The sequence below is a fragment of the Vibrio sp. 1078-1 genome (genome assembly GCF_033340475.1).
The window spans coordinates 62,197-86,355 of the sequence record NZ_JAWOWM010000016.1 but is presented as its reverse complement, the minus strand read 5'-3'; the positions used below and the strand labels follow the sequence as shown (position 1 = coordinate 86,355).

The following is a 24,159-nucleotide window of genomic DNA, read 5'->3' as shown; positions in this document are numbered from 1 at the left end:
ACGGCCCACATAAAAACCATGGGGGTGGTTTCCCAAAACAGCTACGGCCGACACAAAAACCATGGGGGTGGTTTCCCAAAAAAACAGTCACGGTCTGTGTGAAAATTAGCATATACAAAAATAAAGGCTAAATAGAGTGGCGAGCTTAAAGTTAACTAACTTCGTAGCGGATGTAATGTTTGATGTATAACAGAGCCATGGTCATTGATTTTAACGCTATTTTGAACCCATTCTCTTTGTTATCCAGAGCAAACTCTCTCTAGGTTGTTGGTACTATTAAATAGCACCAACAGTTTACGTTATGAGAACCATTTAGTTACTTTCAATATCATGCGTTTATTTCATTTTTATCAGATAGCTCGCTTTGATGATACTCAAACCATTTGAGCATCCCTTCCTTTAGCTCTTCTAGGCTTAACTTGTCTTTGAGCAATTCAAGTACGCGACGGAATGCGCTTTTCTCGCTTGACGTGTATTCACCTGCAATGAACTTATCCGCCATTGAGCTTCCCTGTTGACCTTTAAGCTCCGCTATTTCTGACTGAATGCTGGATAGACGTTTTGGGAAAATTTCTCCCGCACGCCACAAACCACCCAAGCCATCATAAGCAGCAGCCGTAGGACCGAAATCAAGAATAGCCTCACGCATTTCGAGCTCTTGCGCTTTTGTTGGTAACTTGCCTTCCTTGTCGCGCTTAACCATGCCGTTATAAGCATCGATCGCTTTTTTAAGTGTTTCAGCTTGCGCCTCGTAATCTGCAATCTGCTCACCCTTAACATCGAATTCGACTTGGGATTTTCCTTTCTCTCTTTCCTTGTCGTACTCATTCTTGGCCAACTCAAGAGAGTCCAGTTCTGCAATAATGTGGCGGTTAACCACCATTACCATGTCAGAAAATGAGGAATAACGGTCAGAGTAATCAAATACATCAGGCTTTTTATTCAAAGACTTGGATATGTCATTTGTGACACTTATTTCCCCACGTTCGCGGTTAACCTTAACGTATATAACCACTTCACCATTATCGACCTGACGCTTAATCTCGATATCTGTTGCTGAATGGCGAGTAATCTCTGCATTAGGGATATCGTCACCAATCTTAGGTCGTGCGGCACCGTCTTTTACACTGGCCTTGAGCTCACGCAGAATAGAAATACGCTCTTTGCCCTTTTGGATCCGTTCAAGTATCGGTAAAGACTTGTCGCTCAACTCTTTTAACAGGCCGTTTAGCTGTCTGCTTAACTTAAGTTTTGCTTTTAAGTCCATTAGGCCACCTCTACTGCAAATCCAAACATGAATGCCTTAAACATAAAGTCCTCTGGCGAAATTTTGTTGCTCTCATCTGGCATATGGCCATACATATTAGGCACTTCATCCCAAGGGAATTGCATACCTAAATCATCAAACTCTGGCTCGCTCGGTTCGTTCATCTCGTAACTATCATAAAACGACACGAAACAATCTCTTTCGTCACTGCTAGTTAGTTTCAGTCGGATCATTACTACCTCTTGCTTTGTCGTGTAGATGAGCAATCACGCCCACAATGAACTCAAAATGTTCTGGATCGTTGACGGCTAATCGGCCTCTGGATTCATTGTCAATTAGAGACTCAATACCCATCGTGATTACTTCGGTTGCTCGAGCTCCATCAATGTCAAATGGATCGGCCTCGTTATAAAATTTGGTCGCGTATGGCGTGAACGCGCCATCGTCAATCGTGTACTCGTCAGGCGAATAGTTAACGCCCTTTTGAGAGCCCCACTTGTCTTGATAGATATCGCGTAATGATCGAATGCCATTGGATTGAGCTAGACGCTTTTTCAAGAAGCTCTTAGCCATGGCCAACACTTCAGGATGATCATGCTCAAGAGAATGACTAAGCTCATGCCATAGAACTCTCTTGGTAAAACCTTCACCGATACTGATAGAGCGATCAGAGTTGGAGTAATCCTGTCGCGCCTTTCTTACCGTGAAGTTGATTGGCTCACCAGAAAACGCCACCAGCGAATAAAGCTCACCAGCAGCAAGCATCAGCTTTTGCTTGGCCTTACCCGCACGCCCGGTAAAGTCGCCTTTACGTTGACGGGATAAGCGGTTGTTTGCCAACTTGTCGAACCCGGAACGCATCGCCATTTGGTAGCCATCGTTGACACTTACTGGCGAATTTAGAGTGAGTTGATGAACAATCTCTGATAACTCTAGGCCCGCACTGACGTAATTCTCCCGGTGGATATCTCGAACCTCTTCATAGATACCAAACGTGTGTGTCGATGAAGACTGCGCCCGGTCAGCACCAACAAGGCGGTAAACATCGTAGGCTTTGGCGTGCTTGGTAATGGCATCGAGCGTGCGAGTTTTCTTTGGTTTGCTCCATGGCTGGACCTCAATCAAATCGTTAATGCGCTCGTTCTCTTTAATTTGCTTGCCAATTTTGTCTTTGAGCGTGGTGTTTATCGTAATACCAAGCGACGCCATCAATTCGCGGCCCTTGGTTGCAACAGAATCCACTTGAACATGTTCGGCGTCTAAATCACTGGCCCCTTTCTTACCTCTTAGCTCCGCAATGATGTTCAACCGTTCACGCGACCATTCCATACGCTTGAAAAGGGGCTCGGTGGCCCCTTCTCGTTTTAAGTAGGAAAGTATTTCCACGGCGCGAGCGGTTTTCTTAATTCGTTCGCTGAGTGGAAGCATTAAACCGTCACCTCCGATTGAAGCTCAACGAATCGAGCAAACGCAGCCTCTAGCAAGTCGTTGTGTTCATCTAAGGTGCCCGCCGACTCAAACTTTTCATACGCTGTTTCGAAATCAGCTTGGTACTGCTCAATAAGATCTAGCGTGGCCTCTCCGGTGTAATCACGGATTGAGCGTAGTTTTTCAACAAGCGCTTGCTCTTCGGTGTTGTTTTCCACTGGCTCTGACTCCGGTTCTGGCTGTTGGTCTGTGTATGTCTCAATAAACGGACGTTCGCCGCCGTTGTGCTCTAGGCGAATGCGTTGAGCGGTTTGGCGTGCGCCTTCAGAGTCATAACCATTGGCAAGTAGCGTGTCGTAAATATCGTCTTGGCCTTGGTAGTTCATCGAACCATTTTCCTCAAACCAGCCCGTTGTATCTAAGCCTTTGAGGATTGGCTTTAACGTATCTTCGATAGAACCATCGAACGGCAATTGGCTAAGTCCCTCGATGTAAATCCCGGCACGCTCTAAGTCGTCTTTATGAACAAACACTTCCTCGCGATCATCAAAATCGAGCAATACCGCTTGGTTAGAGTCAGGAAGAATTGAATCAATGATGTATCGACCGCTTCCCATATAAACAAGATCGTTCTTCTTCTTCAGTTCTAGCGTTGGCTGTGGTTCCGATTCCGGTTCCTGCTCTGGCTCCGGTTGTGGATCTGGCTTCATGTAAGCAGCTTGAACGGCTTGTACAAGTCGCTCTGAATCTTCTTCGCTGTACATCGAGCGATCAGAGAAAAGCTGAACTAGGTTTTCTGGCTTAGTTTTAGCAACAGCCACCAGCGGCTTACCAAACATGCCGAGCTCATCAATAACGTCGTAAGTATCTTCGTTAAAGTTCACGGTGCCGTTTGACGTCTGAACTACTGGCGCATTGGGATCGTAATGCTCTTTGCTTTCTACCCATGAGTTAAGCGCTTCAATCCATCGCTTTTTGTTTTTCGGTGCATTTGAGCGCTCTAGCAAGTCGCCTCGAGCTCCTTCAGGGATCGAGTGAATGAGCGTTTCTTTGACCATTAACTTCGCGTCTTTAAGCGCTAGCACGCCATTTTGAACTGAGGTGATCAGTGCGCGAACTGAGCCGACAAAGTTGGAGTTGTTATCTTCATGCTGCTTTGTCTCTTCGCCTGTATCATCGAGGCCGCTAATCTCTGGTAAGCCTTGCTCTTTGCGCATTTCGTTAAAGTCTTCCAACCAATCTGTACCAATAACCTGATCGGCCAGCTCTTTAAGCTGAAGATCGGCAACGTAGGCTGATTGCAAAGCGTCTTTAACTTGGGACCAATCACTGAGGTTTTCAGCACCTTCTACTGGCGAACCTTCAGAGTACGTCAAATAAAAGTGGCCATCGTCGTGATAGTGGATGTCATAGTCACCATGAGGATTTAGCGCATCAATGCGATATAACGGCGACTCCACGTTAACAGACAGGTACATCGTGTTATCAAGATTCAGCCCGGCGGTATCCAAACCTGAACGGTCAATATTCCAACCGCTCGCCATTTTCTTACCCTGCACCAGCTCTGACAGAGCGTTAATCGCTTTCTCGTTCTTCACTCGAACATCAGAGACGACAATCCCCATAGCGCGAGCTTCTTCCTCTAGCATTTGAGGCGTAACCAATGACAGAGACGCTTGCCATACTTTGTAGGCTTCTACATCGTTCTTACGCTCTTTGAATTCGGCTTGTTGGCGTAACACTTCCGGGAAAGCTTTTTGGAAGCCATCTTTCGCTACCATTAGAATGTCATTGAGTTGAGCTTGAGTGATGCGCTCTAGGTCTTTTCTCTCCATCCAGTCATAGAAGAAGTTACGAACGATCAGCTCTGCCGCATCGCTATCGGCCAGTGAGCCCTCTTCCGTTTGGCCTTGTTTTAACGGCTTTAACTCAAAGCTTTTGACCTGTTCTGGTGTTAGCTCTTGGGCGTAACCAATTGCGCCATGACGAATGGCCACACCCGCATTCGGGAACTGTGCTTGTGCCTCTTCAGCGTTGAGCACTTTCACCGCTTGAGCATCGCTTGGCGTGGTACCCATGCCATAAGGTCGAGCTTGTAGCCCGTACCAGTGCAACTCATCTTGCTCGCCTTGCACTTGAGTTTCGCCGCTTGCATCAACTTGTCGATTTGGGATGAGCGCTCCGCTTGCTGCTTGCTCGAGTCGTTCTTTTGAAAAGTTGTTTTCGGTCAGGTTGTCGATAACAGCTTGTGAGAACGTGCTGAAATCTCTAGGGCCGAAATGCTTCACGTCAGAGATATTGTCGTAAACGCGAGTTTGAACATTCAAACCGCCACCTAGTACGTACTCAACAGAGATGCCTTCTTCAGTGCGCGAGATGGTCACAAAGTTGTGCTCGTCGTACTCAATTACGTAATGACCGGTATCTAAATCTTTGCCCTTCATTTTGTTAAATGAATGGCCGTTAGATGGCGTGGTCGGCTGCGCTAAATAGCCATATGTATTGATCTGGTCTTCTGGATATTCCGTTTCGTTTGGCTCATTCTCTGGCACTGCCGGGACGTCGTTAACCTCACCAAGTTTCCAAATAGAATGACGCTTAGTGAATGCTGGCTTGTTGGCGACTTTGTTGTACTCGGCAATCATGGTAAGTATGTTGTTCACCTGCTCTTGATTACCTTGTCGCTTGAGCGTTTTCAGGCGATTGGCAAGGTTACTTACAAACAGAGAACGGTCAAAACCTGCCAAGTTCGGATCGTTGCTATCAATGCCAGAAATGTTCATCAAAGCTGTCAGCATGTTCTTGTTGCCATCTTTCACGACCACTTCAGTTGCGGCTTTAAATGTTGGCGACTCGAGCAACTTGCTGTCGGTTGTCTTCGCTTGGCCATCTCCCGACGTTGCGCTTGAGCTCGATGCTGATTTTCGAGCTAATTGCTTGCGTAACTCTTCTTGGATTTCGTTTTGGTTGTTGATTTGCTTGGTAAGCGTGTTAATACGCTTTTTCTTCTTCTCGTTTTCAGACTCAATAGAATCAAGCTGATCTGACTTTTCGTTAATGTCAGCTTCAATGCTTTCCATCTGTGCTTGAGCTTCTTCTAGCGCTTGCTTTTGTTCTTCGTTTTTCTTTTGGCGTGCGGCAAACTTCTCTGAGTTCTTTTCTACCAAGTTACTAAGCGCGAGCGCCATCTGTGAACGAGAGATATCACGACCGCCTGAAGGTGAAACGGCGTGCGTCACATCGCGGCTGTTTACCAAGAATCGGAACGCAATCAGCGTATCGTCTGCATTGATTTTTAGGGGATCGTTATCTGGTGCGTGGAACACTAAAGAGATGGACTGACCATCAGACAGATTAATCTTGGCCACTTGCACGGCCACTGAGCCACTTTTACGAGGCTTGCCAATCTCACGACCCGTTACCTCAATGCCCGCTGGCTTTAGGTACTTGTTTAGCGTGTTTGAAAAACCAATGATACGGGTTTCCAATCGGGCCGCTTTCGCCTTGATTGCTTCCAGCATCATATCTGGCAGCAATTCAAAGCCACCAGCATAGGCTTGCTCAATATCTACAATGTCGACGGATTCAAGCAGCATAGATTGAGTATCTTCACCCATGATGGCCGTCACTTCACCTTCAGTGAAAGGTTTTAGGAAGTGTTCAACTCGGTCGACAACCTTGATCTGCTTATTGTGTGAATACATCATTTCACTTCCTCAAGTTGCTTTTCTAATTCTTGGGTTTCTGTCTTTTCTGCGGCAAGCGTTTCAGACAATCGCGCAATTTCCTCATCCATGGAAGCGCTTTGCTGGCTCGCTGCATTCAACGATGTGACAACGGCTTGCTGATTTTCTTGAAGCGCTGAAATGCTTGATTTCGCCTCTTCAAGTCGCTTGCTGACACTGCGAGTTAACGGCTTGCTATTTGAGGTGTCTTTAATGGCTTTGTTGGCTTTACGTGCCAGTTGCTTGTCGAACTTGGCTTGGTTTCGCTTGAGCATGTTTGCCATGTCTCTTGCAAGCTCACGGTCGCTGGTGGCATCTGGCAACGGCTGTTTGGTTGAGTTGAGCTGAAGCTGATACACATCACCTTCAGAGCCAATGAAAAGCGTCATGCTTTGGCCATTCTCAAAATAGAACTTGGCTTGCTTGACTTGCTGCATGTCTTTACGACGCGCTTTATTGTCGGCCTGAACGTCATTAACGGGCTCACCCGCTCGTTTTAGCTCGGTAATTAACGATTTAAGCCCACGTTCGGTCACATCATTGAAATCGACAACGACGTAACCTTGGCTTTGTCTCGATGCGAATAATCTACTCAATGTAAAATTCCTCTTGGTGGTGCGTGACAGTTGGGAAAATCTTGTACAGCGGATTTACCAGAGAACAAGAGCGCTCAATTTTGATGTCTAGTACCCATTCCCCCTGCGGCTTTTCCCCGGCCTCGAGCTCGAGTAGCTTGCGGTCAAACGTTAGGAATTCACTGTTTTCACCTGCATGCGAAAAGTCGAGTTTTCGCGTTCGAGTGATAATGGCTTTCGGACGCTTTTTACTGCGTAACGAGTAAGTCACGGTCCCACTGGTAATAGCTCGCTTGGATTGATAGCCGAGAACAAACCGAATTACTTCGGCGTCGTCCATCTGGTTAGCGTGCAGTATTTTTACTGTGTTTCGTTTAAGCAAAAATCGGTCAGCAATAGCTAGGCCCATCACTGCAAATTCCATCATCTGCTTTGCCCTCCGGTATTAAAGAATTTTGCTAACGTTTGGCTTGCTAGCTTGCGTATAAAGTTGATTGAGTCGGCCCCGTTGTTCGAGGCGATAAGCACAAAAGCACTGGTATAACCCGCTTCTACCCCTTCGCTCTCGCACATGTATGCGACAATCAAACCGACGACTAACGCCAGTGTTAGTTCGGTCAAAAAGTCTAGGAATCCACCAGCTAGACGTTGCTCGCGTATGCCTTGGAGATATGACCCAACACCGCTCAAAATGGACAGAGCTAGAACGCTAAAAGCAAAGCTCTCGCCAAAATCTATTACTGGCATTAAGTTCCCCTTTTATGTGTCTCTATGAAATTTTATTAGGAATTCATAGGGGACAACAAACTTTAGCGTTACTTATTTTTTAATCACTCAAAAAGAGGTAAAAGCGCGTGAGATGGAAGAGTGTGAATGGCGAAATATGAGAAAGTTTGGCATGCCAAACTATTAAAAAAGGGACCAAATTGGTCCCTTTATTTTTCTTTCTAAGGTTTGATGTATCGGATCGAGAAGTGCGACCCCTTAATGGGCGTTGATGCACCTCTATCTAAGAACTGAATGAGCTCACCGTAGTATAATTTCCCTACCCATCGACAAGTAATCGTTGATGCACAATAGTCGTTAGACAAACTCTCTGACTCTGAAATAACAACACCGTTTTTACTAATTGCAGAGTAAACCACTGCGTCATTCACGGCATTTCGGCGTCGTATCGGTGTCCATTCAATTTCGTAATAACCTTCGACACGAATATCAAATCCAGCAACCGGGGCGTTGTAGTTAACTAAGTCAAACGGATCGAGGAAATGCCCTGTCCAATCTTTGTACTCCCATGTGGTGCCATCTATTGTGAGGTTGCCCTCTTTTAGCTGCCCGCCACTACCAATAGCTGCCTCACCAGCGCGTGATGAAACGCCCGAGAGCTTGCTATCTACGTAGTCTTTACGCGTTAATGAGTGACCCGCCGAACTTTGAGGCCCGCCCGCATATACGTTACCATCCGTTATCTCAACATACTTGCTTCTCTTGTTGGTATAGAAACGCATGCGTCCGGTATCATCAGTAAGGATCTGAATACCAGAACGGATATTGGTGCCATCATAGTAAGAGGCCAAAACCCAATGAGCGCCATTGGTATTAGGTTTGTTGATACTCAAGGCTGCTACCCCATTACCACCCCAAGAGGCATCGTAAAAGCTAGGCGCAGCACGAACTGCCCTTGCAGTAGCAGTCCAAGAGCCCGCAGTAAGCTCACCATCAGTACGAACCAATGAGTTACCGAAATAGATACCAGAAGTAAACTTTCCTAAGTCATTGATGCGAAGCCAGTTGCCGTCTGTATTGCGAAATGCAGCTCGCCCACCTAATGAAATGCTCTGATTGAGCATTACATCAATCCCTTTAGCAAAGGTGAACGCGGAGTAAGAATAAAAGCCGCTTGCGGCCTCAGTCTCCATGTGGCACCAAGATGAATTACGAGAACCAATCCAAGCTTTCTTTGTAGAGTAATCAAGCTCTAAACCCTTTCCATCAATAGAGTTAATTGCCCCTAAGTCTTTATTGTAAGACGTATAGCTAGTGACCATTCGCCCTTTGATAATACCCGCTGGCTGGCTTGCCCCCTTATTGCTAACGTATGGCGTAATGGTGTGACTACACATGTATCGAATAAGAATGTTAATACTGTATGCACTACGTGTTTTTACATAGATGGCGTAATTATCGCCGCCAGTATTCACCCAACCAAACTCACTAAATGGCAAGCCGCTAGGATGGTCTGTAATAACCTGACCATTTAGACCTTTAGGGTTTCCGTTACTGGCTCGCAAAATCATTTGGTGCCGTGACGACTGATAGTGCAAGTCAGTGTTAAAGCCAGCACCACCAAAGAACTCAATAACCGCAGTGGAGCTTGATTGCGGCATCGTTACGTTAGCAACCAGACACCAAGAATTATCACTCCCTAAAGAGGTACGGACAACTTGAGTACGGTTGTTTGCCTCGGTGATTACCTTTTGCCCTTGAATCTTGATAGGAACATTGGAATTAAGCTCTGAGCGAGTCAGATCTAGCTTGGCCACTCCACCATTATGAGCGCCACCCACCGCGATTTGAACGTAAGCATCCGACGAATTAGAGCCGTTAGTTAAGTAAACCGCCCGACGATTACCAATCAACCCGTACCCGTCCAGCTTAACTTGCTCGCTCGATGGAACGCTATTACCAGCGCGAGTGCCTTGAACCTCAACACTACGGTTAGACGATACCGACTCTGTTGTGTTCAGTGACCCGTACAATGTCGACTCACCGCCTTTACGGATCTTCAATCGACTAGAAACGTCAGACTCTACAATCTCAAAAGTGCCGTCGGTTTTTGTTTCAATGTGGAACCTTTTACCTGCATGGCCTAAGTGAAGTTGTGAGACGTTGCTTGCGCCCTCATCAATGAGTAGGCCACCAGTTAAGGTGCCACCAGCTAGAGATAACGCACCAACATCCGAAGCAACGGCCCCTTTTGGTAGAGCACCAAGCTCGTCAGGCGTTGGTTTGTTCTGAGAACTGTAGAGGTAATCCCAAGGTTGCCACTCGCCGCCGTAGCGACTCCTGATAGCAATTCGACCTGTACGGCTACCAGTGCCATATGGGATAGCTAACTGAGTTAGGTTGCTTGTCGTTCCATACGTGTAGTTCTGGATATAAGCGTAACCTGTTCGGTTATCTGGCCTATTGATTGAGTCACTACGTGATAGATTTTTATAAATCCCACCTTCATCAATATCATCAAAATCTAACGTTTCACTACCTGACGTTTTACCCGTCGCCTTGTAGCGACCGTTGTCTAAAAGGCCAACAGCAGCGTATGTAGCTCGGTTATCAATCTGAGACTGTAAATTGAGCTTGATTGAGTCTATCTCTGACTTTGTGTGGTATCGCGTGTCATGCGTGTGCGAGTCATTTCCCACTGTGACATTCAGGGTTACGTTTTTGCTGCCATCAAACGAGACGGAACCACTAACATCACCAGTCAGTGCCAGCGTGCGGGCATTGGTCCACTTATCCGCATTTGGATGATAGTTGTCAGCAAAGACTCTCTGGCCAGTGCCCCAAGCTGTAGCATCACCTTTAGCAGACCATAATCTCATCGCACCGCTTTGCTTATCTAGCGTAATCGCATTGACATTGCCCCCGGTTGCGTCCGTGTACGTGTCAAACACCATCAAATCTTGATAGTCACTACTGCCCCTTTCGCCATTCATGCCTCGTAATGAAACAAAATAGACTTTCGCAGCGTGCTTTTTATCAAGACCTGTTGTGCTTGGTTTTACGTCACGGTCGTCAGTGGCCAGAATATAGCTGTGCGTATGGCTGTCGTTTTTAACCGACGCAGAAAGCGTCACGTTTGCGCTGCCATCAAGAGATACCGAGCCGCTTAAATCGCCGTGCAGTGTGATTGTGCGAGCGGTTTCCCACTTGCTCGCGCTCTTGGCGTTTGCGTCTCGCGCTAGGTAATAGTTATCGCCTTGTGCTTTGGTGATTTTGGTAAGAGCAAGATCATAAGCCTTCTTAACCGCGCCCGCTGCCGCAAACTTGGTGTTGCTAGAATCGCTTACCGATGTAGTGAATGTATAGTTCGGCACGTTACCCAAGCCGACTTGAGCTTTTGTCACGCCGTGTGGGTTAGAACGGTTAGCTTTGTGATCGGCAATATTGTTGGTAATAACCGCGACAGCATCACCCTGATTTAACAATGCCTCGCCTAGTTCTCTGATCGTGTCTAGCGCTTCAGGAGCCGCGCCACCAAGTAGATCGCTAATGCGTGCGTCAGTGTGGGCCTTTGAGTTGCTTTCCGCTTCAACCGCTCGGTCATGCGCCGTTTTTACAGCGGTTAGGCTGGCATATACCGTTGAGCTAACCGTTGTCGCTGAGTTGCTAATATTGCGATTGTTTGGGCTAAATACTCGCGCACCGCTATCATGAACCTCACCAGAAACGATGATATCGCCAGTTACCGCAACACCGCCGCCTGTCGTCATTAAGCGCGTCGTATTGCTATGGCGTAATTTTACGTATGGATTCGCACCACCTACGACTGAGACTGAATTAACGAGACTTCCAGACGCATTTTTAACTTGTAGATTGAAGCTTTTCCCGGCGGCACCTTGCTTTAAAAACAGATCGCCCGTTCTGCTCTCAACAACTGAGTTAGAACCGTCATGAAGTAGCGTTAGATCATCGTTGTTACCAAGTGACAGCTTAAATGAATCATTCAGGCGAAGGTTGGCATTAACAACAGAATCCGCGTCGTTTCTGACGTATTGCTTATGGGGATGCGTATCGGACAAGTGAGAATCCAAATCGTACCCGCCTAACATACGACCATCGAAGCTCAAGTGCTCGGCAAGCAATTGAGTTGCACTGTCGGGGATATTCACCGTACACAAGATAACGTGGTGATCTTTCACTTGTGACTGAGGCAGTACCCGTACTGTTGCGGAATCAACGTCAGAATCTAAGTTAACTTGCTTGGTTTCAACACCAAACTGATAGAACGCCTCAAGCACGACATACATAACCTGCCCTGTTGGGATGTTAATCGCTATGTCGTTTTGCTGGCGAACGGTAAGCAAGTAGTCGTCACGTTCAACAAGCGCGACGCCGTATTTGACCTCGTTGCCGTCTTGGTTTTGCGTATGTTTGATATTCAGTGTCAAACCGTTGCCCGGCTCGCAGCTGAAGCCTCGGAACACTCCGGGACGAACAACACCACAAAATTTGCGGTTCAAGCTGGTGGACGTAAATGGTTCGAGATATTGGATATCGGTTATCAGATCCAGCGTTGCCGAGTCGGACGTCCTTGGGTTTAGAGTAATCGTCTCAATAGTCATGATTACCCCTTGGCCACTTGCAGTGCGTCAGAACGGGCCGTATCAATCACGATTTCAAGCGTGATACTACGATGCGCGTACAACCAAACAGGCTGCGTAACCGCTGCCGCAATCAGGTTGCCTTGAGTATCTTTAATGCCGACACAAGAGAATTGTTTTTGAGTATCTAGCGCACCTGCCGGGATTGAGGTAGTGATAATGATCTTGCCATTAACGTAGCTATACGCAGCGTTCGACGTATAAAACACGTTGGCAATGGATGTTTTATCGAGACTAATATCCATGGCGCTAGGTAGGCCATCAATTGTCTCGATAAGATCATAACCCCAATCAACTTGGCCAAATTGAAAGAATGGCGCTTGGTTGGGAAGGCTGGATAAAGCCCGTAGATCATAATATTTATTCAGCAGCGTGCTGTTTTCTAAAACAACGGCCATAACACCTCACGGATGAGTTAGGTCGTTCTTTTAGGCGGGGGAGCGCGTTAATAATATCGTCTATCGAGCGCAATTGCATCACAAGGAACAGCATCACATCGAGGTGTGCCGTAAATAGGTGACGCCTTCACTCCATCGGTGGTAACAAGCGTTGTTTCAACTTCAAACGTACCCGGCGCACTACTTTCGCCTGTTTCAGTGACGCTATACGCTTCATCAACAATATGAGAGGTGACGGGACGGATAAAGTCAGCCACTTCCACCAGCCGTATATCAATGAAGTAGCTTTGGCCATCACATACGATGCGAAGGGGAACGAGCGGGTAAATAACGCGACGTACCTTTTCCTCAAATTTAAGGATCTCTTCCTCTGACAATCCACCTGAGCCGCCGTAAATCTCGTTCATAGGGATACGAATGACCCCGCGACTTGTCATAAAGAAATCGTCCTTTGTTAACCCTTGCGCCTCGAAATTATCCATTTCGTGCTGAGTAATAAACAAATCACCATATGGGTACTTTTCTTGGTCAATTGGCGCGTATAGTGGTTCCCAAGATACCTGCATCCCGGAAAACTCTCGCGTTAGCGTTGCCACCAGCGGATAGACAGTCTTTTTAAAGTGCACCTCATCTTGTCGGCGCATGATAACGTGAGGCAAGTCGGCCTCTTCAATCTCGTCCGAAATCGGGAAGACTTTTCTTAACTCTTCAGTGTCTTTGAGTAGATCCTTTCTCTCCATGTCGTAGAGCGAGTTTCTAGACTTTAATCGGTCTAGGTACCCTTCTACATGATCATGAATGCCTTGGGCGAGTGCGCCCGCCAAATCAAGCCAGCTTTGTTCGCTGGCTTTTGTTGATGTGAGCTGGCCTTGTAGCCATGATTTCAGCTCTGAAAGCGTCATTGCTTAAACCTCTGGATAGGTAAGTGTTGCTGTGGACCCTTTAATGTCGATGTATTGGTAAGTATCTATCGGCACGCTCTCTAAAATGCCCTGAGCGTCGACGTTAAACTGATAAATACCGTTATCTGAGGCAACCTTGTTAATCGCCTCCCAAATATCTTTTAGGTGCACGCTGGATTCTTTTTTAACGTCCTTCCCGTACAGACTATCAAGCGCATTCATAATCGCTTGTTCGCCGTCTGACAGGTTAAAACCGTCATGCACTTTACCAGTTACCGCCACGGTGATTGGTGCATCTTTTCGCATTGCCATATGATAGGTTTCGTTGTATGCCTCTTTACCTTTAAACAGCGCTAAGATTTCTTCACCTAACAATTCGTCGGATTTCGCTGAAGAGTAAGCACAAATGAAAATCTTGTTGATGTTGTTTAGGTCTTTCACTCCCGTTAGCTTTTCTTGGCCTTGTTCGCCCCACACTTCAACCCAAACCAGATTTGCAATATTGGCCTTGATGTAGGCTTTGTAATCGCCATCCCAAACGACTTGATTGTCGTAAATGGATGAGTACAGCGCACCATTACGGATTGACTCGATATCTTCAGGCTCTTCCCCTCCGGTGATCTGCGTTGACGTCACTAACGCCAATTCAGACGAGCCAAAACGTAGCCCCTGATTTTCATCAATCACGAGCTTTTGGTTATCCAGTAGCGTTGTTTCGCCGTCAGTCAGCCACAAATCAATCTCGATGGTGGAACCTGCGTCTGGCGCTTTACCGTTGATGTTGTTACCAAAACGGATCGCGTATTGGTCGGTCGACTTATAGGTTTCCATGTAAACCTTAGATTCGCCCGTTGTGTTTCGGAATTTGAAAGACTCGGCCCACTCTTCCCCGTTAACGCGCACAACCATTTTGTGCAGCTGGTCGGTGTACTCAATCGGCACCACGACGGTTAGCCAGTTCTCTTCTGTTTCTACAACGTAGGTCAGCGTTTCAATGCTGATTTGCGACACGTTAAGCTCAACACTCGCGCCCGGACCAATATCAATATTGTCGGTTATGGTGTATTTCACTTGGTTGGACGCCGAACACTGCAACAATGATGGCGATGTGATCCGGGCATCCGTTAGGTTGGTGGCTAATACCTTACCCGTTGAAGGACTCGATTTTCTGCCAATATGCCCGCGACTCTCTGCCCCTGCTAAAATCGCCGTTCGTGTGGTTGCGGTCGCAATGTATGAGTTTTGAAGTGCTCGAGCGGCGGCTTGCTCACAACGACTGACCACTTGAGCCATAAACAAAGCTAAGTAAGAAACAAACTGCGAACCAATGAATCGCTGCCACCAAGAAGACTTTCTTAACGCCGCATCAATCGTATTGCGGATTTCATTAACAGTGCTCATAAACTTATTTCCTGTTTTAGTTCTGTGGCCACGCCACTAAGTGAGATTCGAATGCTCCAACGGTCCATTTCAACGGGTTCAACTCGTATCGAGGTAATGGACGCATCAGCAATGTCTTGCGGTAAGTTCATCGCAATGTGACTTTCTATCGCCGCTGCGGTATCGCCGTTTAATGGATTGTGTCGGTATTGAGATAGACGGTTTCCCCATTGAGGCGCACCCCACACTTGACCTTGTGGCGTATCGAGCCATTCAGCGACACGGGCAAGCTTGGCATTGCCACCCGTGAACGTTTCCACCCCGTCAATGGTGGCGGTCATTTTGTAGTAAATTTCATCTGCCATCGGTTACTCCAAGTCGGCGCTTTGACGCTGTAACGAGCGGTCATTAAAGTTGTTTGGAATGCTGCCAGTACCAGGATTATTTGTTGCAGCTGGCTTTGGTCCTCTTCCCTTCTGAATCGCTGGCGAGGCTTGCACGACGGTCGTTGTGGACGTTTCCGAGTTGGCTTTCTTAATGCCCTTGGCCAAGTCTTCAACGCTCTTTTTGTCCAACTGAATGACATTTGGCTTGCCGCTTTTTTGCAGTTCCTTTTGAGCCAGTTCTGCGTAAACAGAGCTGGCCGATTGGTTACTGCTCACCTTGCTCACGCTGCTGGTGGTTTGCGCCGAACCCACGGATTGCATTGACTCAAGCGACTCCAACTCTTTAACACTGGTTGCGTTGTCGCTAGAGTTACTGACGGCTTGATCAGATACATATTCTTTGGTGCTGGTGGCTTTACTTTCTTTGGAACCGGTTACTGGATTACCGATTGCAGAAACAGTGGCAACTTGCATCCCATCGACGCGCATCTGATTAGCGGGAACGACGTCAGTTTTCGAGGCTGTAGCGTTGCTCGCTTGCTCTTGAGCTTTTTGCTTGGCCAGCTCTTCTGCTTTGACCAATGGCACACCCTGAGCCACCAGCTGATCAACGTCACTTTGATATGAGGTGGCGCTCTCACTTGAGTTGGCACTGGTAACGCTCGATGCTGACGTTTGACTTTCGTTTGAGCTGGTAACACTCTCGATCGACGTTGATGTTTGCTCGTCACTTGACGACTTGCCCGTAAACAATTCGTAAATGCCCTTGGCAATATCACCCGCCTCAAAAGTCAGTGCGTCTTTGGCTCCATCAAACCCAAGCGCTCCAAGTGCGTCACCTGCCAGCCCTGCGGCACCAGACACAAGCCCGCCCATATCGAGCAATGATCCTGCGGCCATTGCTGCCTTCTGCCCGGTCGTCGCCTCTTCCCCTTCTTTGAGGTTGAAGGTTTCTTTCTGCGCTTCCTTGTCCGTGAACCCACTGTAAGCGTCATACGCTGCCAGCATTGGCGCGAGCAATGGGATTGCTTTACCTGCACCTTTGGCCAGCGTTGAAACACCTTTAAAAGCCGTTCCCGCCATCGACATACCGCCAGCGGCAATACCTGCGCCCTTCTTCCCGGTCGCGTTTAACACGGACTTAAATCGAGATGCTTTTTCTGGTCGACCTATGCTGACTTTGCTTGATGCGCGTTCTTTGCCAAATAAACCACCACGACGGCCACCACGTCCTTTACGCCCGCGCCCCTCAAACAATGAACCGATATCCGACAGCTCGGATAACAGGCCTGTACTCTCTCCCTTGGTGTTAGAGCTAATGTCATCCAACAGGCTTATGATTTCTGCATTCGATTCCTTTTGCTCTTGCGTTTGCTCTTGGATGAGTTCGCGCTGGTTCTCTTGCGAGGACTGTCGTTTGGTTTCAGCCAGTAGTGACGACGTTTGTGTCGTTGAGCTTTGTTTGTCGACCGTGTTCGCCACCACGGATGATGAGGAAGCATTGTTACTGGTACTAACGCGCTCGGTTAACGTGTCACGCCCATTCACCCCGCCTAGCAATGATCCAAAACTCTCAAAGAATCGGCTCTTTGTGGTTTCCAGACGGCTTAAGTTGGCGTTTTGTTGGCTGCTTTTTGACGATTCACGCGATGCGGTTTCACTAATCGTATTGGTAACACTCGCCGGGCCGCTAGATTGCTCCAACAAGGCGCTAGATTGACTCGCCGTGTCGGTTTGCTCTGAGCTGGTAAAGGCTTCTTGTGCTTCCTTGTCTTTGCTGAAGAATTTCGCAAAGGAAAACGCTTTGTTTGATTGCCATTGCTCTTTTAAGTCGCTGGTTTTTTCCTTGAGGTTGTCTGCCCCTTCTAGGATGTTCTCACCGACGGTGTACAACTCTTTTGCTGCATAGAACCAAGATCCACCCGCTGCGGCCCCGGCTGCATCGGCCGCATCGTTATTTGCGGTATCATGGCCAATGTCCACGGCGGTCCTAAAGGTACCCACAACTCGAGCAAGCGCTGACGTTTGCTTTTCGGTTTCACGTTCCTTGGCAATGTCTTCCGCTGTTTTCTGGTACCGGGCGTTCTCTTCCTTGCTGGCATAGGTACCATTGGCGCGACGCAAGCGGCCTTTCTCATCTTTCCAGAAATCATCAAACTCGCTCAAACCGTCTCTAATGGCTTTTTCAATGTTCGAGGTGTCTGACTCTGGCGCATCCACGTTTACGCTAACAGCTGGAAGCTCTGGCGCATTTTGCTTGCTTTGCTGGACCTGTGTCGCCGCCGAGACAGGTAACTCCCGCTTTTCTACCGATTCAGCCTCTTTTGGTTGTTGCTGCATGAGCTCCAACCCGGTTGATGGCATTGGTAGTGTTGTATCGAGCGCTTCCGTTTGTTTGAGGTGTTCAGTGTCCTCTTGTGCTGGTGGCTTTTGCTTTTTGGCCAGCTGCGCGGTTACTTCGCCCGGTCGCTTTTTTGCTGCCGTTCGTCGCACTGGTCGCTTTCGTTGTTTTGGCGCTGATTGTGGTGCGCTCACCTCTTCAGAGCTTGCCGTATGGCTTGGACTAATCAGCCCGCTCGATACAACAGGCGCATCGAGCTTTTTGCTGATTTCTGAGAGTATTTTCAGCTCTCGGTCACTGGCTTGCTTTATCGAGTCGACCACCAGCGACAAGTCGATATCATCGCGTTCGTTAATAGCCATTTTTGATCTTATCCTTCAGCGATTGGTCTAACTTAATAGCCAATCCTTCATAAGTGCCTAAGATGGCGTCGGCTGGTTGCCCGCCGTAAATCGTCATGTTCTCAATGAGGATTTGCCAACCTGCTTCGCTATAGCGTTGAAATGAAGTGGTCAGCCCGAAAGGGAACAAGCAATAGCTTGCTTTGGTCCTCCCCGTTCTCGATGGCCACACTGCAATTCTTATGATTGGCCACCAGCATGTATTGGCCGTTGGAATAACGAGTTAACAAGCCGTGTTGCTGCTTTCGAATGCCAATCTCGACATTGGCAAAGAAGGAACGAAACTCGGTATCGACCGCCATCTTGCGGATCTGCTCTACCTTGTATTTGTAAGCCTCTTGCTCATCTTTAGGCTGGCCCGGTAGCGTTACGTGGTGCGCGATTTGGCTAATCTTGAAATTGAACTGAGCTTGCTTGTGCTCTTTGGTACCTTCCGGGATTGTGCTAATACCCATGGCCATCGTCTCGAGGTGTTCGCACGCATTACCTTTTAGCGGGCGCACTTCAACCCCCTTCACGACACGACCGTCAATGCGGGCGTCAAACGTATGCTTTGGCAATTCGTTATGGGCCGTTGAGGTATCCGCTAAATCAATCGCGTTGATATCGACATAATGCTCCTGCTGGCAATGCTCGCAGTGGTAGCTCACCGTGATATCTGGATACTCTCTTGTCGAAATGAATATCCACCACAATGCGGTTCGGCGGTCTTCCCCGGTCCACTCTGCGGAGTCGAAAACCTTCCCGTCTTGCTTGGCGGTATCTTGCAGCTGGTTTAGGTACTGCGTTGTGTGCATTTCTTCTTGTTCGGGACTAAGGTCAGCGAACGACAAAGCATCATCAACGGTCGGTACCCGGAAATGAATGACTTTCGAAATGTTAGATGGCAAAGGAAATGGTGGGACTTGCATTGTTAAAACACCTTCTTACCTACAGAGCTGAATTTCTGGAAAACTAATGGGAATGAAGCCACGGTGTTCACTTCCTCACGCGACCAAGTAATGTCGCCTTTCTTGGTTGGAAACACTTGATAGGACTTCAGCAACTTTTTGGTGCCATCGGAGCTAATGGTGAACATGCGTATTTCAAACACGTATTCATAAGGAAGGTTGATGGTGCCGTCTTTGTTTTTGACGAGAGCGAGGCGCTTATCAAACCACTCATTCATCACTAGCGAGTCTTCATCACGCACGGTCATAGTGATCTCACCGACGCTTGATGTTGTTGGGAGCGCAATTCCCCCGGAACCTATGACTTTTACGTCGCTATCTACAGAGCCCGCACCAAACGAAACGTCCTTGACGTAGATATCAACATCGCTTGGGGCGTCTGGTGCAACGATCTCGATGGACCATTGCCAACCCTGTAACCAAGGCCGGGAAAAGTAATCCGATACCACCTTCTTGGCGACCTTCATGTATGGCGATGAATTACCACCACCATAGGAACGATAACTACTCACACTGGCCTCTCTAGATGGTGATCATTGGAATCATGGCTTGTGAGCTTTTGATTTTTTCCTCGAGCTCGGTACGTCTCGCTGCTAGGTCGGCTTCTGTCGGGATATCACTCGCATCGAGCTTGCCCGCAACCGAGACACGGCGTAGGCGGTCGCTGTTAGGCGACATAATTAACAGCTCTAGGTAATCGCTAATCAGCGTTACGGAGCTGGCTGGTAGCTCAATCGTTGTGTAATCCGCATCGCGTAGATTCTCTAAATAGAGCAACGTCAGCGGAAACTCTTCACTGCCACTTAAATCAAGCTCTAACTGGTTCCCCCATACATCGGCGCTGACATAGCGGCCCGCTTTGTCCTTGATAGTGACTCGCGTCATGAAGCGCTCGGGTAGCGAGAACGTACCGCCTTTTGCGTCCAGTTCGTCAATGCGAGCTTTGGCCATGAACCCGGCTAAGTCTTGGTATTTGCCAATGGCTTTCTTCAACAGAGCGTTAAGCGCGGCTGGCTCGTTGTGAAGCAGCATAGGGAAGCGCTCGACAACAGATTCCAGTAGTTCGGCTGGCTTGGTCATTTCATACCTCACATAAAAAAATGGCGTGCCGAAACACGCCGAGATACACACCTAGTCGTGTTGGATTAGAGCTCAACCCAGTTGTAGGTAATCGTGAATGCTGGCTTAACCAGTGCCGCCGTATCTTCTGTTGATAGGTCAACCGGATCAGAACGCAGTTTGCAGTGAAGCAGACGGAATTTGTGAGCGTCAGGCGCTTTGCCTTCTAAGGATTCCGGTGTCATTTGAATCTTGACGGTTAGGTATTTTTTATCGCGCACAACCTCACGCAACATGCCAATGATCGGACCTTGTAGGGTTTCCACACACGTCACCGCGATCTCACCTTTGTTTTCCAGTGGACCTTGCTGAGTGATGCCTAAACCCATAGGGCCGAAATCTTCCACATCGGCACGACCCATGCCCGGCATTTGCGTAGAACGCACACGCACGGCAACTTCCGGGTACTCTTCGATGGTCATTTCGAACTCGGTCGCCATGGACTTTTCGCCCGCCGCGATGTTTTTGTTGAACTTTGACTTGAGGAAAGCCATGTTTCCTGCTGCGTCGTTAAATCCAGCCATATTTATACACCTTTAGAAAAAGTAGTTAGTAATTTGTGACTTATTAATCATGTTTTTAGGTGAAGCGGTCAGAGTCACCGTGTTGTAGGCGTAGTCGCCTATCTTTGTTTTGGGTGCATTCAGATCGAAACTGACGTCACTAATGCGCATTGGTGAAATAAACTTGCGCCCAATATTGAACACCGCCGCCATTGGCACTCGACCCCCTACCGAATCGGTAGATATTGGCGAGGTATTCAGTAGTTCCGGGCTTGCCATCTGCATTAGATATTGGATCGGCAAATCGACTTCTTGAGACGAATTGGAGTACGCCACCAGCAACAATTGAATCGTGACTTCAGGCGGCTCAATGCCTTCCCACACTTGCTGGCTGTTCCATTGGGTTTTTGACGTCTTTTCAGTTTGCGCTTGGACAATGGACGCCCCTTTGTCGATCACGCCCGCATTACCTACGGTGTCACCTTCAAAGGGACTTTCCCAAAGCGACGTCAAAGATAGGGTGCACTCTTCGGTGAGATAACCAACGACGGTAACGTCTACGCCACCTATGGACTGAGTGATACGGCACTTCAGAAAGTCTGAAATGCCGTCGTCACTTGGTACACCGCAAATGACCGCCATACGCTATTACATGCCGCGAGATTTACGCGCACGCATAGACTTCTTGCGTGCTGCTCGCGCTGCGCTGCTGTTTGACTTGCGACGCGCTTTCTTCAGTGCTGCTTTTTGCGCTGCACTCATGCGACGTTTGCGCTTGCGCTTCTTTACATAAGTCACTTCGCCATCGCGAATAACTTTCTTCATTGACTCCATCATCACGGATTCGCGCACGGCAAAGTCGGCAATAGCTTCGTCACTGTCGACGTCAGAAAGTGCGCTTTCTAGTGCTTCATACACACGCTCGGCTGCGTCGTCGTCTTCGCCCATAAGAGCAACGTCGGCACCGTCTACACCTGAGAATGTCGCCATGAACTCGGAGGCAAACTTGGTCAACTGCTCGTACTGCTCGTTTTGGATATCGTCCAGTTCAGCTTCTTCGTCAGAATCACCGCCTTCGACCATGCCAAACAACAAAGCGTCTAGCTCGTCATAGTCGGCGTCGCCACCTTCTACCCACTGCACCACGGCTGCGGCTGCGTCTTGACGCGCTTGGCTGGTGGCCATTGCTGATACAGACTCAAAAAGCGCATCTTTTGTCTCTACAGACTCAAAGAATGCTTGCTCTGTGATTGGCTGAACTTCAGGCTCTTGCTTTACCTGTGGAATTCGGAATGGGCGGTCTAGCAAACCGCCCTCTTGGAAAATAGATTTACTCATTGCTTGTTACCTTATTGCACTAAGATAGGCTCACCAGAGAATCGACGGCCTGAACCAGTTGGACAGATAGACCAAATCACTTTCCAGTGGTCGATTGACACTTGAGTTACTTCAAACTTGTAGGATTCGGTACCATCTACTTCCGGGTTACGTGGCGTAACGAGCGCACCAATGGAGTCATAAGCTTCCAGAATGTCGCCCATGCCATCGTTTAAGCCGTCGAAAGTAATGCCGTCAGGATTGTGTTTGATGCGGTTGGCCAGAGAATTGAACTCGCGTGAGATTGCATCGGTAACAGATACCGCTTGCTCAAAACGCAGATAGTTCTCTTGCGCTGCTGACGTTAGAGAGTCGTCAATAAACAGCACGCCTGATTCGTCTTTCGCTACCTTGTTCAAGCGAGCTTTGTACATCGCTTCATAGTCAGGTTTACCCGCCCCTTTCATTGGCGCTAGGTTGGTACGAGAGATCGTTGCGCGGTCCACACCTGCCGCCGTGTAGTGCCAGCCCGGAGTTGGCGAGTTACGCGATAAGCCTTTTGCTTTCGCCGCAAACGCAATGCCAGATAGACCCCAAAGCGCTTTGTTTTGGTAGGTCGGACACTTGGCTGTGTATGGGAAGTGGTAGTACGACGCACGATGCTCATTCAGGTTTAAACCCTGCTTCGCTGTTAGTGCTTCTGCAAACGTCAGGCGTGGATCGAGGTCAAAGAAACAGCCCACACGTTTAGCGTTAGCGATGGCGATGAGATCTTTTTGTACTTCAGTGTCATAGATACCGAACGCATCAATGTGATTGAATGACACGGTTGTCGTATCAATGAGCTCAATAGCCTTCGCAAAGTCTGCGGTCGTAATATCTTTGATGCTGCCATTGCTGGCACCTGTGAACGGCGAATTCAGAACATCAGTGTTAAAGGCGAACGTCGGAACTGAGGTGATCGAGGCATCCACAACGCACTTAAGGTAGTTTGATTTGTTTTCAAGAACCGTCTCAACGTAAGCTGGTGAGCCCATTGAGTCGTTCACTTCAGGACGGAATGAAATAACCCACTCTTCGAGCACAATTTCTGCGCCCGCTTCGTTCAGCTCCTTGAGTACGATCGAGTGCATGCCCGGACCATAAATCGCTTCGTCTGCTGGCGTGATAGAGACGGTACGGTTTTCAGAGTTTGCGCCGTCTTTGATGGCCAGAGCAAAAAACTCGTTATCCGATAGGGATAGCTCGGTGCTGTAGTTGATCGCTTCTTTTACTAAAGAAATTTCATCATCGACGCCTTTCGTGAACTTGATTGCCGGGTAAGTAGCCGTCGCCGGGACAACGCGCACTACGTAGCCTGAGCCACCTTTTAGCGCTTCATCTAGGACACGGCGACCGTCAGCGTTTGGGCCAAAGCTTGAGTGATACGCTTTGCCTAACACACTTTCCACATTGCCGCTTGTCACGGCGATCACTTCATTAGGCTGACCCTTCTGAGCGATAATAGGCGTGATAAACGTTAGGGCGTTACTGGCTGCGCCACTTGCTACCGTTGCATCTGCATTGATAGGCGCAACAGCGGTACCCGACACGTTACCCATTTGAAATGAGATACTTTGAGTCATTATTCACCTTCTTTTAGTGTGAGGCCAATGGCATTAAGAGCCGCTACGATTTCATTCAGGCCCGCTTCAGCAATGCCTTTAACGGCAATGACGTCTTCTGAAGTCATTTCAGTTAACTGGCTGATTTCAGTGATCTGCGCGGTTTGAAGCGCTTTGTTTACCGAGGCACTAAGCTCAAGCTCGGCCACCAGCGTCAAAGCGCCCTTTTGAGGTGCGTTTTCTGCTTCAGGCTCTTGCGATTGTTGAATTTCTTCACCTTCCACAACCTTGTATTTCAGGATGTTTGGGTAAAGGAGCTTTAGCTCGTTAAACAGCGATTCAGAGACAGGAATGTCCTTCGCGTATGGCGGGATAACCAAGCCTTTGATGCTGCGCTGAATGAAAGAATGGTTAGAGACGAGGTATTGCTTTTTCATGGTTACTCCTGAAAAGGGCGACGTTCGTCGCCCTATCCG

The 24,159-nt window shown here is 48.2% G+C and carries 21 protein-coding genes; all 21 read right to left on the bottom strand.

What is annotated here, in order from left to right; translation table 11 throughout:
* Nucleotides 1-328 precede the first annotated feature (328 nt).
* The 21 genes from R7190_RS21785 to R7190_RS21685 all read right to left on the bottom strand — a co-directional run bounded on the left by R7190_RS21785 (nt 329) and on the right by R7190_RS21685 (nt 24,120).
* Nucleotides 329-1,267 (bottom strand): hypothetical protein, encoded by a 939-nt coding sequence (locus tag R7190_RS21785; protein ID WP_171345051.1) that lies wholly within the window; start codon nt 1,265-1,267, stop codon nt 329-331.
* Nucleotides 1,267-1,455, bottom strand: coding sequence for a hypothetical protein (locus R7190_RS21780; RefSeq protein ID WP_258659582.1), 189 nt, complete (start codon nt 1,453-1,455; stop codon nt 1,267-1,269). Before R7190_RS21780 ends, R7190_RS21785 begins: the two co-directional genes overlap by 1 nt.
* Nucleotides 1,456-1,477: 22 nt before the next feature.
* Nucleotides 1,478-2,695, bottom strand: a complete 1,218-nt coding sequence (locus R7190_RS21775; RefSeq protein WP_171345053.1) for a hypothetical protein — start codon at nt 2,693-2,695, stop codon at nt 1,478-1,480.
* Nucleotides 2,695-6,402: a hypothetical protein gene (locus R7190_RS21770; protein ID WP_171345054.1), complete on the bottom strand. Its 3,708-nt coding sequence runs from the start codon at nt 6,400-6,402 to the stop codon at nt 2,695-2,697. Before R7190_RS21770 ends, R7190_RS21775 begins: the two co-directional genes overlap by 1 nt.
* Nucleotides 6,399-7,016, bottom strand: coding sequence for a hypothetical protein (locus R7190_RS21765; protein ID WP_140365104.1), 618 nt, complete (start codon nt 7,014-7,016; stop codon nt 6,399-6,401). The genes R7190_RS21770 and R7190_RS21765 overlap by 4 nt, the downstream gene beginning before the upstream one ends.
* On the bottom strand, nt 7,009-7,422 hold the full coding sequence (locus tag R7190_RS21760) for a hypothetical protein (RefSeq protein WP_140365105.1): 414 nt from the start codon (nt 7,420-7,422) through the stop codon (nt 7,009-7,011). Before R7190_RS21760 ends, R7190_RS21765 begins: the two co-directional genes overlap by 8 nt.
* A complete protein-coding gene (locus R7190_RS21755) occupies nt 7,419-7,742 on the bottom strand; it encodes a hypothetical protein (RefSeq protein ID WP_140365106.1) in 324 nt (107 codons plus the stop codon). The genes R7190_RS21760 and R7190_RS21755 overlap by 4 nt, the downstream gene beginning before the upstream one ends.
* Nucleotides 7,743-7,942: 200 nt before the next feature.
* Nucleotides 7,943-12,343: a tail fiber protein gene (locus R7190_RS21750; protein WP_171345055.1), complete on the bottom strand. Its 4,401-nt coding sequence runs from the start codon at nt 12,341-12,343 to the stop codon at nt 7,943-7,945.
* 2 nt (nt 12,344-12,345) lie between these two features.
* On the bottom strand, nt 12,346-12,780 hold the full coding sequence (locus R7190_RS21745; protein ID WP_171345056.1) for a hypothetical protein: 435 nt from the start codon (nt 12,778-12,780) through the stop codon (nt 12,346-12,348).
* A 47-nt stretch (nt 12,781-12,827) separates the two neighbouring features.
* The gene (locus tag R7190_RS21740) at nt 12,828-13,682 is read right to left on the bottom strand and encodes a hypothetical protein (protein WP_171345057.1); all 855 of its coding nucleotides are present in this window, start codon (nt 13,680-13,682) and stop codon (nt 12,828-12,830) included.
* 3 nt (nt 13,683-13,685) lie between these two features.
* On the bottom strand, nt 13,686-15,083 hold the full coding sequence (locus R7190_RS21735) for a hypothetical protein (RefSeq protein ID WP_171345058.1): 1,398 nt from the start codon (nt 15,081-15,083) through the stop codon (nt 13,686-13,688).
* Entirely contained in the window at nt 15,080-15,427 is a 348-nt protein-coding gene (locus R7190_RS21730; protein ID WP_151514298.1) for a hypothetical protein, read from the bottom strand. Before R7190_RS21730 ends, R7190_RS21735 begins: the two co-directional genes overlap by 4 nt.
* 3 nt (nt 15,428-15,430) lie before the next feature.
* Nucleotides 15,431-18,151: a hypothetical protein gene (locus R7190_RS21725; protein WP_318074730.1), complete on the bottom strand. Its 2,721-nt coding sequence runs from the start codon at nt 18,149-18,151 to the stop codon at nt 15,431-15,433.
* Between the two features lie 128 nt (nt 18,152-18,279).
* Entirely contained in the window at nt 18,280-19,101 is an 822-nt protein-coding gene (locus tag R7190_RS21720) for a hypothetical protein (protein WP_258458670.1), read from the bottom strand.
* Between the two features lie 2 nt (nt 19,102-19,103).
* Entirely contained in the window at nt 19,104-19,652 is a 549-nt protein-coding gene (locus tag R7190_RS21715; RefSeq protein WP_171345061.1) for a phage tail protein, read from the bottom strand.
* Between the two features lie 10 nt (nt 19,653-19,662).
* A complete protein-coding gene (locus tag R7190_RS21710) occupies nt 19,663-20,220 on the bottom strand; it encodes a hypothetical protein (protein WP_301566883.1) in 558 nt (185 codons plus the stop codon).
* 65 nt (nt 20,221-20,285) lie between these two features.
* On the bottom strand, nt 20,286-20,783 hold the full coding sequence (locus R7190_RS21705; protein ID WP_258615496.1) for a hypothetical protein: 498 nt from the start codon (nt 20,781-20,783) through the stop codon (nt 20,286-20,288).
* 12 nt (nt 20,784-20,795) lie between these two features.
* Nucleotides 20,796-21,404, bottom strand: a complete 609-nt coding sequence (locus R7190_RS21700) for a hypothetical protein (protein ID WP_318137611.1) — start codon at nt 21,402-21,404, stop codon at nt 20,796-20,798.
* Nucleotides 21,405-21,410: 6 nt separating this feature from the next.
* Nucleotides 21,411-22,100, bottom strand: coding sequence for a hypothetical protein (locus R7190_RS21695; protein ID WP_258647004.1), 690 nt, complete (start codon nt 22,098-22,100; stop codon nt 21,411-21,413).
* A gap of 11 nt (nt 22,101-22,111) precedes the next feature.
* Nucleotides 22,112-23,704, bottom strand: coding sequence for a hypothetical protein (locus R7190_RS21690; RefSeq protein WP_318137610.1), 1,593 nt, complete (start codon nt 23,702-23,704; stop codon nt 22,112-22,114).
* Complete coding sequence (locus R7190_RS21685) at nt 23,704-24,120, bottom strand: DNA-directed RNA polymerase subunit alpha C-terminal domain-containing protein (RefSeq protein ID WP_318137609.1); 417 nt, start codon at nt 24,118-24,120, stop codon at nt 23,704-23,706. The genes R7190_RS21690 and R7190_RS21685 overlap by 1 nt, the downstream gene beginning before the upstream one ends.
* Between the last annotated feature and the right edge of the window lie 39 nt (nt 24,121-24,159).

Excerpts from the sequence above, each read along its gene's own strand:
- R7190_RS21685 (WP_318137609.1), bottom strand. The coding sequence starts at position 24,120 with ATGAAAAAGCAATACCTCGTCTCTAACCATTCTTTCATTCAGCGCAGC.
- R7190_RS21700 (WP_318137611.1), bottom strand. The coding sequence starts at position 21,404 with ATGGCGGTCATTTGCGGTGTACCAAGTGACGACGGCATTTCAGACTTT.
- R7190_RS21750 (WP_171345055.1), bottom strand. The coding sequence starts at position 12,343 with ATGACTATTGAGACGATTACTCTAAACCCAAGGACGTCCGACTCGGCA.
- R7190_RS21735 (WP_171345058.1), bottom strand. The coding sequence starts at position 15,083 with ATGAGCACTGTTAATGAAATCCGCAATACGATTGATGCGGCGTTAAGA.
- R7190_RS21710 (WP_301566883.1), bottom strand. The coding sequence starts at position 20,220 with ATGACCAAGCCAGCCGAACTACTGGAATCTGTTGTCGAGCGCTTCCCT.
- R7190_RS21725 (WP_318074730.1), bottom strand. The coding sequence starts at position 18,151 with ATGGCTATTAACGAACGCGATGATATCGACTTGTCGCTGGTGGTCGAC.
- R7190_RS21785 (WP_171345051.1), bottom strand. The coding sequence starts at position 1,267 with ATGGACTTAAAAGCAAAACTTAAGTTAAGCAGACAGCTAAACGGCCTG.
- R7190_RS21775 (WP_171345053.1), bottom strand. The coding sequence starts at position 2,695 with ATGCTTCCACTCAGCGAACGAATTAAGAAAACCGCTCGCGCCGTGGAA.
- R7190_RS21690 (WP_318137610.1), bottom strand. The coding sequence starts at position 23,704 with ATGACTCAAAGTATCTCATTTCAAATGGGTAACGTGTCGGGTACCGCT.
- R7190_RS21695 (WP_258647004.1), bottom strand. The coding sequence starts at position 22,100 with ATGAGTAAATCTATTTTCCAAGAGGGCGGTTTGCTAGACCGCCCATTC.
- R7190_RS21720 (WP_258458670.1), bottom strand. The coding sequence starts at position 19,101 with ATGCAAGTCCCACCATTTCCTTTGCCATCTAACATTTCGAAAGTCATT.
- R7190_RS21760 (WP_140365105.1), bottom strand. The coding sequence starts at position 7,422 with ATGATGGAATTTGCAGTGATGGGCCTAGCTATTGCTGACCGATTTTTG.
- R7190_RS21705 (WP_258615496.1), bottom strand. The coding sequence starts at position 20,783 with ATGGCTGGATTTAACGACGCAGCAGGAAACATGGCTTTCCTCAAGTCA.
- R7190_RS21770 (WP_171345054.1), bottom strand. The coding sequence starts at position 6,402 with ATGATGTATTCACACAATAAGCAGATCAAGGTTGTCGACCGAGTTGAA.
- R7190_RS21755 (WP_140365106.1), bottom strand. The coding sequence starts at position 7,742 with ATGCCAGTAATAGATTTTGGCGAGAGCTTTGCTTTTAGCGTTCTAGCT.
- R7190_RS21745 (WP_171345056.1), bottom strand. The coding sequence starts at position 12,780 with ATGGCCGTTGTTTTAGAAAACAGCACGCTGCTGAATAAATATTATGAT.
- R7190_RS21740 (WP_171345057.1), bottom strand. The coding sequence starts at position 13,682 with ATGACGCTTTCAGAGCTGAAATCATGGCTACAAGGCCAGCTCACATCA.
- R7190_RS21730 (WP_151514298.1), bottom strand. The coding sequence starts at position 15,427 with ATGGCAGATGAAATTTACTACAAAATGACCGCCACCATTGACGGGGTG.